This window comes from Agrobacterium sp. NPDC090283, from assembly GCF_044769685.1.
GTDB lineage: Bacteria > Pseudomonadota > Alphaproteobacteria > Rhizobiales > Rhizobiaceae > Agrobacterium.
This window is the reverse complement of sequence record NZ_JBIVYG010000002.1, coordinates 219666-232074: the sequence shown is the minus strand read 5'-3', so window position 1 is coordinate 232074 and position 12409 is coordinate 219666. Positions and strand designations below refer to the sequence as shown.

Genomic DNA, 12409 nt, shown 5'->3' with positions numbered 1-12409 from the left:
CGGCCGGTTTTTCCTGCCGCAACTTACAGGGCGTTGGCTTTAATGCAAAACCTTTGGCGGGTGCCAGCGTTTGCCCGCCGCTTTCGGCTTGATGGCGAGCGTGACGACATCTGTCGGCAGCGGAACTTTGGCTTTTGCCAGTTCCAGCCGGGCAAGGGCTGCACGAGCCTTTTTCGCATATTCCAGATGCGCCGCGTCGTCCGAATGGTAGTGCTGCAGCCTGTCGAGGATTTCCGCACCTTCCATCGTTCTTTCGGCGGCAATCAGCGCCACGGCGCATTTGTAGAGCGCTTCCCGGTGGAAGGGCGCGCGATTGGTCACCTGACGGAAGGCCTCGGACGCCTCGTGATAATGCTGCTGCGCCAGCCGGGCCTCGCCGATGCGCAGCCACAGGACGACGGGTTCCTGGCCGGCGGCCAGAAGGCTGAGAAAGGCAATTTCGGCCTCCCGGAATTCGCCCCGGTCGAACAACAGATTGGCGAGCCCGAATTGCGCGCCGAGATGGTCCGGTGCCGCGGTCAGCACCTGCGCGAAGGCGATATTGGCTGCTGCCTTCTGGCCGGTCTTATAGAGTTTGAGGGCCTGTTCGTAGACAAAACGGATGCTGCGCGGGTGAAGCGTGCCGCCGAGATTGTCGCCCGAGCGGGTGCGGAACAGCGTGCAGCTCAGCTTCTGCTCTTCCGGTCCGAAGAAATATTTGTAAGGCTCGTTGCCGCGCAGGAAATCATAGGTTTTGAAGCCTTGCTCGATTGCCCTGCGGATGCAATGGCCATGCAGCACAAGGCCGGGAGAAGGAGTCTTCCAGTTCTCGTCACGGCCGGTGATGTAGAACAGGACCGATTTTTTCTGGCGGTCGATGATATTGGCGAGCGCGCCGAGCGGCTGGTCGCCGAACCACAGTACCGGGACTTCCAGATCGCCACGGATATAGACATCCATCAGCATCTGCCGTGTCGCGCCGATCAGAAGCTCCGTGCGCTCCTTGCCCTTGTGCGGCGCCCAGCGGATGCGCCAGAAATCGAACAGGATGTCCATGTCCCGCTTGATCGTCTCCCTCGTCGCGAAGGTGATGCTATATTCCTCACCGCCCTCGACTTTTCTCAGGAAACGCCTGAGCTTCTGCCGGGTCTGGCTGCTCATATGGCTGTCGAGATAGCCGTCGAATGTCTCCGGCAGGGCCACCACCGGGCAGATGCAATTGTTGATGTTGTAGGGGTTGGTCGGCATGTTGTCGCGAAACATGACGAGCGGGCCCTGAAGGGCGCGGATCATTGCGTCGCGGCGTTCCGGCGGGCCTGAAAGATAATCGAGCTTCAGCTCGGTCCAGTTCTGTTGCCGTATGTATGAACAGAAACCGGCAACCGCATGATTTTCATAGTCCGGCAGGGTGATGAAACCGGTGTAATCCGCCGCCGCATTGCCGGCCATGACGATGCTGTCGTGGAAGCGTCCGGTTTTCTTGTCCGGTTCGGTAACGAGGCGCAGCGGGAAAAACGCCACATAGGGCGAGCCTTCCGGTCGTTCGCGTAGTGCAAGAATGAACCAGCGTCTGCGGCGCGGCATATAGTCCCTCAGCCACCCCCAGGAGAGGAAATGCCGGGCATGGGGATCGGCCATGAACACCGCATCCCAGTTTTCCCGGATCGCCTCGAAGCCGGCGTCCGTGTCGATGATATCGATGCGCATTCTTGCCCCCTCCCAATACTGATCACACATTCGGGAGGCTTCATTTTATGGGTAAACGGTCGGCTTCAAATATTCCCTTCGGGTGAAAGCCGTGCATCAAATGGGATTAGCCCGTCCCCGGTTTACCATCGCTGCGCCGCGACAAAAAAGACCTTGTCAGCCCGTGGCAGCGCTCTAACATGCGGGGCTGAATGCACGGCCGGCTCAACGGTCCGCATGGCACAGGAGTTCTCATATGGCTGTTCCTTTTATGCTTCTGACCGGCGCAAGCCGCGGAATAGGGCATGCCACCGTCAAGCTGTTTCAGGAAAAGGGCTGGAGAATTCTCACCGTATCGCGGCAACCTTTCTCCGAGGAATGCCGCTGGCCGTCGGCGCGGGAGAGCCATATTCAGGCCGATCTGGAGGACCTGTCCCGCATTGACGACCTGGCGGACGAGGTGCGTTCACGCCTGCCGGAGGGAAAGCTTGCGGCGCTTGTCAACAATGCCGGAATTTCGCCGAAGGGTGAAGGCGGAAGCCGCCTCGGCGTGATGGATACGACGGCGGAAATCTGGACGCGGGTGCTGAACGTCAATCTCGTTTCGACGGCGCTGCTTGCCCGCACGCTTTTGCCGGAACTGGAAGCGGCAAAAGGCTCCATCGTCAACCTTACATCGATTGTCGGCTCACGGGTGCATCCTTTTGCCGGCGTGGCCTATGCCACGTCGAAGGCGGCGCTCGCGGCGCTGACGCGGGAGCTGGCGCATGAGTTCGGCCCGCGCGGCGTGCGCGCCAATGCCATTGCGCCGGGCGAGATCAACACCGCCATCCTCTCCCCCGGAACGGCGGAACTGGTGGAAGCCCAGGTGCCGCTCGGGCGGCTCGGCACCACGGCTGAGGTGGCGCAGACCATCTATTTCCTGTGCTCGGAACAGTCGAGCTACATCAACGGCGCGGAAATTCACATCAATGGCGGCCAGCACGTCTGACACGCCGAGCATCAACCGAAAATGGAGCCTTCATCGATGACCATCCTGCCGAATTCCGTCGAGGCACGCGATATCGCCTATCAGATGCATCCGAACGTCAATCTGCGCAAATTCGAAAAGACCGGTGGCCTTGTCATCGAGAGCGGCGAGGGCATCTATGTCACCGACAGCAGCGGCAAGCGCTATATCGAGGCGATGGCCGGGCTGTGGTCTGTGGCGCTCGGTTTCGGGGAACAGCGGTTGGTGGAAGCGGCGACGAAGCAGATGCAGAAGCTGCCCTATTACCACACTTTTTCCTACAAGACGCACGGCCCGTCGGTCGATCTCGCCGAGCTGCTGATCGAGCTTTCACCGGTGTCGATGTCCAAGGTGCATTTCACCTCCTCCGGTTCCGAGGCCAACGATCTCGTCGCCAAGATGGTCTGGTATCGCTCCAATGCGCTGGGCAGACGAGACAAGAAGAAGATCATCGGCCGCATCAAGGGTTATCATGGCGTGACGATCGCATCGGCCTCTATCACCGGCCTGCCGCGCAACCATGAAAGCTTCGACCTGCCGCTGGACCGGATGCTGCATACGGCCTGCCCCTCCTATGCGCATTTCGGCAAGGAAGGAGAAAGCGAGGCGGAGTTCACCGCGCGTATCCTCAAGGAGTTGGAGGATTTGATCCTCCGCGAAGGGCCGGAGACCATCGCCGCTTTCTGGGGCGAGCCGGTAATGGGCGCGGGCGGCGTTCTCCTGCCGCCGGAAGGTTATTGGGAAGGCGTACAGGCGATCCTGAAGAAATACGATATTCTGCTTGTGGTGGATGAGGTGATCTGCGGTTTCGGTCGAACCGGCAAGATGTTCGCCTGCGAGACCTATGGCATCAAGCCGGACGTGCTTGTCGTCTCCAAGCAGATTTCGTCGTCCTATATGCCGCTTTCTGCGATCATCATGAATGACAATTTCTACCAGCCTATCGCCGATGAATCCGACCGTATCGGCTCCTTCGGCCATGGTTACACCGCCTCCGGCCATCCGGTCGCAACGGCGGTGGGGCTGGAAAATCTGAAGATCATTCAAGAGCGCGATCTGGTCGGCAATGTCGCCCGGCTGGAGGGAAGGTTTCTCGATCATCTGAAGGCGCTGGCCGAGCACCCGCTCATTCATTCCTCGCGCGGTATCGGCCTTATCGGCGCGCTGGAGGTGAAGCCATGGGAGGGCACGAAGCCGGGCGATACGACGCTCGCCCTTGCCGCCGCCATCGAGGAAGAGGGTGTCATCACCCGGCCTATCGGCGAATCCATCTGCTTCTGCCCGCCGCTCATCATTACGGCCGAACAGCTGGATGAGCTGTTTGCCGGCGTGAGGCGTGGTCTCGACAAGGTCGCGGCGGCCCGAGCCTGATAACTCCAGCGATTGTGCCGGCCGGTTTATCCGGCTGGCCTATCCGCGGTAGGCCACGAGCACCGCGCCGCAGGCGATCAGCACCACGCCGAGCCAGTTGGGCAAAGACAGCCTTTCGCCCAGAAACAGCACCGCAAAGACGGCGACAAAGACGACGCTCAGCTTGTCGATGGGCGCGACGCGGGCGGCATCGCCGAGTTTCAACGCCCGGAAATAACATATCCACGATGCGCCGGTCGCCAGTCCCGAAAGTACGAGAAACACCCAGGTTTTGCCCGAGATGGTGGAAGGCTGCTGCCAGTTGCCGGTGAGATAAACCATCAGGCCCGCAGCGGCAAGAATGACGACGGTGCGGATGAGGGTGGCGAAATCGGAATTGATATTTTCGACGCCGATCTTCGCAAAGATGGCAGTCAAAGCCGCAAAGGCCGCCGATAGCAGTGCCCAGAATTGCCAGGCCAGAAACAGGTTCTTCATGCCGCCGCTCCACTCATCACATTGGTTAAGTGTCGGCTCTACCGCATATTCCGGCCGATAAAAACCCCGTTTGACGGGTGTAAGCCTGAACAATGAAAGCCCGGCGCATCCAGTCGATGCGCCGGGCTTTCTGTATGTGCCTGCCCGGAGAAAACCGGGACAGGCCGGACCTTGGGAGGTCGTATTATTCGGCGGGCTGAACCGATGCGGGAAGCTGATCCACATCGGCGATGCCGGTGAATTCTTCCTCGCCGCTCAGCACCCGCGCAAGCTGGTCCTGATCCAGTTCGCCTTCCCAGCGGGCGACGACGATGGTGGCGACCGCATTGCCGACGAAGTTGGTGAGCGCGCGGCATTCCGACATGAAGCGGTCGATGCCGAGGATCAGCGCCATGCCGGCGACCGGAACCGAAGGCACAACGGAGAGCGTTGCGGCGAGCGTGATGAAGCCCGCGCCGGTGATGCCGGCTGCACCCTTGGAGGAGAGCATGGCCACCAGCAGCAGAAGGATCTGCTCGCCGAAGGAAAGGTGGATACCGGTCGCCTGGGCGATGAAGAGAGCGGCCAGCGTCATGTAGATGTTGGTGCCGTCAAGGTTGAAGGAATAACCGGTGGGGATGACGAGACCGACGACGGAGCGCTTGCAGCCGGCCTTTTCCATCTTGCTCATCAGGCCCGGCAGGGCGGCTTCGGAAGACGAGGTGCCGAGAACCAGAAGCAGTTCTTCCTTGATGTAGCGGATCAGCGCGACGATGGAGAAGCCGTTATAACGGCATACCGCACCGAGAACCACGAACACGAACAGGAAGGACGTGACGTAGAAGGTGCCGATCAGCATGGCGAGGTTGGTGACCGACGAGATGCCGTATTTGCCGATGGTGAAGGCCATGGCGCCGAAAGCGCCGATTGGAGCGGCCTTCATCAGGATCGCGACCAGCTTGAAGATCGGATACATCAGGGCGTGCATGAAATCGGTGACGGGCTTGCCCTTTTCGCCGACGACGCCGAGCGCGATGCCGAAGAGCACCGAGAAGAACAGCACCTGCAGGATATCGCCGCTGGCGAAAGCACCGACGATGGTGGTCGGGATGATGTTCATCAGGAAGCCGGTGATGGTCTGCTCATGGGCCTTGTCGGCGTAGGTCGCGACGGCCTTGGCATCCAGCGTGGCGGGATCGATGTTCATGCCGGCGCCCGGCTGCACGGTGTTGGCGACGATGAGGCCAACGATAAGCGCGAGCGTGGAGAACACGAGGAAGTAGATCATGGCCTTGCCGGCCACGCGACCAACCTTCTTCATGTCGTTCATGCCGGCGATGCCGGTTGCGACAGTGAGGAAGATGACGGGAGCGATGATCATCTTGACGAGGCGGATGAAGCCGTCGCCGAGCGGCTTCAGCTGTTCGCCGAAGGCCGGATAAAAATGGCCGAGCGCGATACCGGCGATGATGGCGACCAGAACCTGGAAATACAGGTGCTTGTAAAATGGCTGCTTGGCGTGGCCTGCGGCCACGGCTGTCGTATCGATCATGTTTTTTCCTCCTCGGCCTCACCCTGCCTTGATTGGCCTCCCGGGATCGCCGTGTCGTTGACGGCTTCACGCCGATTGCGGAGTCATGTGCAATGCGCATGCCAGACTTGATTATTTGCTGTAACTGGCTGATTTAAAAAGTAGTTTTTATTGACGTTTCGCCGGCTCACGGGCATTTGTGCGGAATTCCGGACAAAATCTCTTGCGATCTGTGTGTAAATCCGCACAATTATCGCATGACCGATCAGGATCAGGCATCTCATTCCCATGCGAAGCGGCGGGCGCAATGGCTGGCGCTGGTGGGTCTGTGGCTGCTTGCCAGTCTTGGTGTTTTGCTGGTGGCCGATGAGTTCGCCCGCAATCAGGCGCTGCGCACTGCGGGGTCCGAGGCCGCAACGGATGCGGAGCTGAAGATCGCGCTGCTGAACGTCGCGCTGGAGCGTCCGCGCGCCATTCCTCTGGTCCTCTCCGGCGATCCCGATCTTGCCTCCGCGCTGGATGGCGGTGGCGCTCCTGCCCTGGACCGGTTGAACCGCAAGCTGGAGGGGCTGATCGAAGGCACGCAATCCTCGGTGATCTATGTGACCGGGCCGACGGGATTGACCATCGCGTCGAGCAACTGGCGGCAGGCGGACAGCTTTGTCGGTTCCAATTATGCTTTCCGCGAATATTTCCAGGCGGCGATGAAGACGGGCATGTCCGAGCATTATGCTCTTGGCAATGTCAGCCGCCGGCCGGGTCTCTACATCTCCCGCCGCATCGATGCCGCCGATGGGCGGCCTCTTGGCGTCGTCATCGCCAAGGTCGAGTTCAACCGGCTGGAGACGGACTGGAATATTGGCGGCAAGCCGGTCTATGTGGTCGACAGAAACGGTGTGGTCCTGATGACCAGCGTGCCGGAATGGCGCTTCCGGACTGTTGCGCCGATCGATGAGGCGCAGCGAAAAATCATTTCCGAAAGCCTGCAATTCGGCAGTGAGGCGCTTTCAACGCTGCCGTTTCGGACGGCGCGGCGCTCGAGTGAGAGCGTCCCGCTCATTCACGTCGATGAACCGGGAAGGGAGCGCGGCGACTATCTGCAACTGGAAGTGCCGGTGCCGACCACCTCATGGACACTGCATTATCTCCAACCGGTTGCGCCGGCGCTGAATGCCGCCATCCGCGAGGGCAGGGTGGTGGCGCTGGCGACGCTGATGCCGCTGATCGGGCTTTCGGCCCTGTGGCTGTGGCGCAGGCACAAGGCGCTTAAGGAAAAGGAAGAGGAACAGCGCGCCCGCGCCGAACTGGAAATGAAGGTGCAGGAGCGGACCCGCGATCTGACGAAGACCCGCGATCATCTGCAGGCCGAAATCGCCCTGCATGAGAAGACCTCGGGCGAGTTGCGCAATGTGCAGCACGAACTGGTGCAGGCCAACCGCCTTTCCATTTTGGGGCAGGTGGCGGCGGGTGTCGCGCATGAGATCAATCAGCCGGTCGCGACCATCCGCGCCTTTGCCGACAATGCCCGCACGCTACTGAAACGTGACCGCATGTCCGAGGCCACCGAAAATCTCGAAAACATCGCGGCGCTGACCGAGCGTATCGGCACGATTACCGGCGACCTGAAGATATTGGCGCGCAAGGGCCGCACCGCGGCCGAACCCGTCAGCGTCCGGTTGGTCATCGAAGGTGCGGTCATGCTGTTGCGCAGCCGCTTTTCCGGGCAGATGGATGCGCTGGATATCGTGTTGCCGGATCAGGACCTGAAAGTGCTCGGCAGCCGGATCCGGCTGGAGCAAATCCTCATCAATCTTCTGCAAAACGCACTGGAAGCCACTGAAGAGACTGGGGCCGCCCGTGTCGAAGTGCGTGTGCGCGAGGAAGGCGACATGGTCGTGCTTTCCGTCAGCGACAATGGCACGGGCATCCCTGAAGCCATCCGCGCCCAGCTTTTTTCGCCCTTCAATACATCAAAGGAAAGCGGCCTCGGCCTTGGTCTCGTCATCTCCAACGATATTGCCTCGGATTATGGCGGGCGTATCGAGGTGGCGAGCAGCGCGGCGGGCACATGTTTTTCCGTATTTCTGAAGCGAGCATGACATGACAGCGGATGGAACCATATTCCTGGTGGACGACGATTCGCAGCTTCGCAAGGCGATGGTGCAGACGCTGGAACTCGACGGATTGCCGGTCACCTCCTTTTCCCGCGCAGAGCAGGCGCTTGCGGCCTTGAGCGAGGATTTCGACGGGGTCATCATTACCGATGTGCGCATGCCCGGCATGACCGGGCTGGAATTTTTCGACCATGTCCGCAAGATCGATGCCGATCTGCCGGTCATTCTCATTACCGGCCATGGCGATGTGCCGATGGCCGTCGATGCGCTTCATAACGGTGCTTATGATTTCATCGCCAAGCCATTTCCTGCCGAACGCATGGTGGAAAGCGCCCGCCGGGCGCTGGAAAAGCGCCGCCTCGTGCTGGAAAACCGTGCGCTTCGCCGGGCGGCGGGGCAGGCGGAGGATGATCTGCCGCTGATCGGCCAGACGCCCGCCATGGAGCGCCTGCGCACCACGCTGCGGCACATTGCCGATACGGATGTGGATGTGCTGGTGGCGGGCGAGACGGGCAGCGGCAAGGAAGTGGTGGCGACGGCCCTTCACCGCTGGAGCAAGAAACGCTCAAAGGGCAATTTCGTGGCGCTGAACTGCGGCGCGCTGCCGGAAACGGTGATCGAAAGCGAGCTTTTCGGCCATGAGCCGGGCGCTTTTACCGGCGCGCAGAAAAAGCGCGTCGGCCGCATCGAACATTCCAGCGGCGGCACCCTGTTTCTCGACGAGATCGAAAGCATGCCGCTTGCGGTGCAGGTGAAGATGCTGCGCGTGCTGGAAATGCGCGAGGTCTCGCCGCTTGGGTCGAATGAGGAGCGGCCGGTCGATATTCGCGTGGTCGCGGCGGCCAAGGTCGATCTTGGCGATCCTGCCGAACGCGGCACGTTTCGCGAGGACCTCTATTATCGGCTGAATGTGGTGACCTTATCCATTCCGCCGCTGCGCGAACGCAAGGCGGATATTCCGCTCTTGTTCTCCCACTTCGTCACCAAGGCCGCCAATCGTTTCAACATGCCGGTGCCGCAGATCAGCGCCGGCATTTCCCGCCGCCTCAACGACCATGACTGGCCGGGCAATGTGCGCGAACTCGGGCATTTCGCCGAAAGGGTGGTGCTGGGGCTGGAGACGGAACCGACGGCGGCACCTGCATTACAATCCGGGATCCCCGCCTCCGGCACCTTGCCGGAGCGCATGGACGGGATCGAGGCGCGCATCATCCGCGAAACGCTGGAACAAGCGAATGGTGATGTGGCGGAAACCATCGCCACGCTCGGCATCGCCCGCAAGACCTTTTATGACAAGCTGCAGCGCCACGGCATCAACCGGGCGGATTACGCAAAGAATGGCGCTGCGTGAAATGGTGCAAAGCGAGACCTATGGCGACGGCCTAGCCTCTTGATCGTCATGCTCCCGAGCATCTGCAACCTTCTGATTTTACGAGAGGTGAGTGGATCCTCGGCACAGGGCCGAGGATGACGCAGAGTCAGGGGCTGCTCTCACGTAAAAGCCGCAGACTTTTCCGTCTGCGGCCTGATAATAACAGCGACAAGTGTGCTCAATGGCCGGCGGGTCAACCCGCGACGCAGAAATGACGCTGGCCGTCATAATCCGTATAGGTGCCGGTGCGGGAATTGAAGCTCCGGTAACGCTGCGAGCAATAGTCGTACCAGGCGTTGGTCCACGGTTCGATGGTGCGATAGGTGGCGCGCTGGCCGTAAACCGGGCGGCTGTCATAGACAGGCTGCGGACGATAGACCGGGGCGGGGCGATAAACCGGCTGCGGCTGGGCACGATAATAACGATAGTCCGGCTCTTCGTAGACGTAGCTCGGCTCGTAACGGCGGGGCGGGTCGATATAAACGCGCTCATCATCCACCGGTGCCGGACGCGACATTGCGGAGCCGACGGCGACGCCGGCGGCAAGGCCGAGCACGCCACCCAGAATGGCAGCATCGCGACGGTCGCGGCGGTCCCAGTCGCCAGCGGATGCGCTGTTGAAGGGAACAATGGCGGCGGCGGCGACAGCGAGTGTCAGAACTGTTTTGGCTGCAAAGGACGACATGGTGTGTTCTTCCATACAGGTGGCAGGGCGCTGCCAGTTGCAAATTCGATGGTTAAGGAAATACAGCCCGGCTGCTGAACGGGCGCTGAATGAATTGTGGCAGACCGGCGACCGCCCGCAATTCCTGTTTGCGTGGGCCGCACTTCGCGCTAGAACTCAAGATCAAACAGGACGCACCGATGAGCCTTTCCCAGATAACCGTCAATTCCGACACCGCGCATGAAGACCGTGCCCAGGCCATTCGCGATACGCTGCGTGACGCCATTGTCGACCGGCGGCTGGCGCCGGGAACCAAACTGTCGGAAGCGGAAGTGGGAACGCTGTTCGATGTCAGCCGTACGGTGGTGCGCGCCGCGCTTCAGATGCTGGCCTATGAGGGGCTGGTAAAGGCCGAACGCAACCGGGGCGCCTTCGTCTCCAATCCCACACCGGATGAGGCCCGGCAGGTGTTCGCTTCGCGCCGGCTGATCGAGCCCGGCGTCGTGGATGCCGCAATCGAAAAAATCACGCCGGCGGCAGCAAAGCGGCTGCGGGAGCATCTGGTACAGGAAAGCCGGCACCAGCACGAACGTGGCCCAAGCGCCAGACGCGCGGAAATCAAGGCATCGGGCGATTTTCACCTGATGCTGGCCTCGCTCGCCGGCAATGCAATTCTTGAAAAATTCATGGACGAGCTGGTTGCCCGCTCGTCGCTGGTCATCGCGCTTTACGGGCGTTCGGGTGTCTCAAGCTGCGGCCATAATGATCACGCCGATCTGCTCGATGCGCTGGAAGCAAAGGATGCGGCAAAGGCCCGCGCGCTGATGTTGCAGCATCTCGACCACATAGAGGCCGATCTCGACCTGCGCATGATGGAAGGTCTGGCGCTGAAGGATGCGCTGGCGCTCTGATTGACCGCCCGTCCCCGTCCAATGGGACGGGGACGGGTGGCTTGATTGCGTGTCAGGCGGCGTAACGGCTGATCGCCAGATCGTGGGTGTCTATCTCCGGCTTGTTGCCGCTGATGAGATCGGCAAGCACCCGGGCGGAGCCGCAGGACATGGTCCAGCCAAGTGTACCGTGGCCGGTATTGAGATAAAGATTGCTGTAGCGGGTGGCGCCGATGACGGGCGTCCCATCCGGCGTCATCGGGCGCAGGCCGCACCAGAATTTCGCCTGGGTCTGATCACCCGCGCCGCCGAACAGGTCTTCCACCGAATGGGCCAGCGTTTCCTGCCGGGCCGCCGGCAAATCCTTGCTGAAACCGGCGATTTCCGCCATGCCGCCGGCGCGGATGCGTGAGCCAAGCCGGGTGATCGCCACCTTGAAGGTCTCGTCCATGACCGTGGAAACGGGCGCGCGCGCCTCGTTCACGACCGGAACTGTGATGGAGTAACCCTTGACCGGATAAACCGGCAGGGTAAGGCCAAGCTGCCGCACGAACTGCGGAGAATAGCTGCCGAGTGCCGCCACGAAAATGTCGGCCTCCACCAGCCCACGGGTGGTTTCCACCGCCTTGACGCGTCCCGCCTCGACGATTGGGCGCATGATGCCGGTATCGTAGAGGAAGGTAACGCCCGCTTCTTCGGCCATGCGCGCAAGTTCTGTCGTGAACATGAAGCAGTCGCCGGTCTCGTCGCCGGGCAGGCGCAGGCCGCCGACGATCTTTTCCTTTGCGGGCGCGAGGCCGGGTTCGATGGCGGCGCAGCCATCGCGGTCGAGAATTTCAAAGGGCACGCCGCCTGCCGTCAGCACGTCGACATCCTTGCCGATGGCGTCGAACTGCTTCTGGGTGCGGAATACTTCCAGCGTGCCCTGCATGCGCTGGTCATATTCGATGCCGGTCTCTTCACGAAGGGCCATCAGGCAATCGCGGCTATATTCGGCAACACGCACCATGCGGCTCTTGTTGATGGCATAGCGCGCCGAGGTGCAGTTGCGCAGCATCTGGCTCATCCAGCGCCATGCGGCCGGATCGGCAGTGGGGCGGATGATCAGCGGCGCGTGTTTCATGAACAGCCATTTCATCGCCTTGACCGGAATGCCGGGTGCCGCCCATGGCGAGGAATAACCGGGGGAAACCTCGCCCGCATTGGCAAAGCTGGTTTCGAGTGCCGCGGCCGGCTGGCGGTCGATCACCGTCACCTTGTGCCCGGCTTTGGCCAGATACCAGGCGGAGGTCACGCCGACGACGCCGGCTCCGAGGATAGTGACGTTCATGATCGTC

At 61.2% G+C, this 12409-nt stretch carries 10 protein-coding genes; 5 read left to right on the top strand and 5 right to left on the bottom strand.

All coding sequences use genetic code 11. The annotated features are described in order from the left end of the window. Positions 1-39: 39 nt before the first annotated feature. On the bottom strand, positions 40-1686 hold the full coding sequence (locus ACIQUH_RS04060; protein ID WP_400812753.1) for a GNAT family N-acetyltransferase: 1647 nt from the start codon (positions 1684-1686) through the stop codon (positions 40-42). Positions 1687-1921: 235 nt separating this feature from the next. Between ACIQUH_RS04060 and ACIQUH_RS04055 the strand changes: the two genes are divergently transcribed. Together ACIQUH_RS04055 and ACIQUH_RS04050 are read left to right on the top strand one after the other, a co-directional pair. Beyond that, positions 1922-2656, top strand: a complete 735-nt coding sequence (locus ACIQUH_RS04055) for an SDR family NAD(P)-dependent oxidoreductase (RefSeq protein WP_400812752.1) — start codon at positions 1922-1924, stop codon at positions 2654-2656. A 36-nt stretch (positions 2657-2692) separates the two neighbouring features. After that, positions 2693-4045 carry an aspartate aminotransferase family protein gene (locus ACIQUH_RS04050; protein WP_400812751.1) on the top strand — a complete coding sequence of 451 codons (1353 nt, stop codon included), beginning with the start codon at positions 2693-2695 and terminating at the stop codon, positions 4043-4045. A 39-nt stretch (positions 4046-4084) separates the two neighbouring features. Here ACIQUH_RS04050 and ACIQUH_RS04045 read toward each other — a convergent pair whose 3' ends face one another. Continuing rightward, entirely contained in the window at positions 4085-4522 is a 438-nt protein-coding gene (locus tag ACIQUH_RS04045; RefSeq protein ID WP_400812750.1) for an EamA family transporter, read from the bottom strand. Between the two features lie 184 nt (positions 4523-4706). Next, positions 4707-6053: a dicarboxylate/amino acid:cation symporter gene (locus ACIQUH_RS04040; RefSeq protein ID WP_400812749.1), complete on the bottom strand. Its 1347-nt coding sequence runs from the start codon at positions 6051-6053 to the stop codon at positions 4707-4709. Positions 6054-6289: 236 nt separating this feature from the next. Here ACIQUH_RS04040 and ACIQUH_RS04035 point away from each other — a divergent pair, with 236 nt between their 5' ends. Both ACIQUH_RS04035 and ACIQUH_RS04030 read left to right on the top strand, forming a co-directional pair. Further along, on the top strand, positions 6290-8131 hold the full coding sequence (locus tag ACIQUH_RS04035) for an ATP-binding protein (protein WP_400812748.1): 1842 nt from the start codon (positions 6290-6292) through the stop codon (positions 8129-8131). A gap of 1 nt (position 8132) precedes the next feature. Next, on the top strand, positions 8133-9497 hold the full coding sequence (locus tag ACIQUH_RS04030) for a sigma-54-dependent transcriptional regulator (RefSeq protein ID WP_400812747.1): 1365 nt from the start codon (positions 8133-8135) through the stop codon (positions 9495-9497). 214 nt (positions 9498-9711) lie between these two features. Here ACIQUH_RS04030 and ACIQUH_RS04025 read toward each other — a convergent pair whose 3' ends face one another. Then, positions 9712-10203, bottom strand: a complete 492-nt coding sequence (locus ACIQUH_RS04025) for a BA14K family protein (protein ID WP_400812746.1) — start codon at positions 10201-10203, stop codon at positions 9712-9714. A gap of 179 nt (positions 10204-10382) precedes the next feature. Between ACIQUH_RS04025 and ACIQUH_RS04020 the strand changes: the two genes are divergently transcribed. After that, positions 10383-11093, top strand: a complete 711-nt coding sequence (locus ACIQUH_RS04020) for a GntR family transcriptional regulator (protein ID WP_400812745.1) — start codon at positions 10383-10385, stop codon at positions 11091-11093. A 52-nt stretch (positions 11094-11145) separates the two neighbouring features. On the opposite strand, the gene ACIQUH_RS04015 is transcribed toward ACIQUH_RS04020, so the two are convergent. Next, on the bottom strand, positions 11146-12402 hold the full coding sequence (locus tag ACIQUH_RS04015) for a D-amino acid dehydrogenase (RefSeq protein WP_400812744.1): 1257 nt from the start codon (positions 12400-12402) through the stop codon (positions 11146-11148). Positions 12403-12409 lie beyond the last annotated feature (7 nt).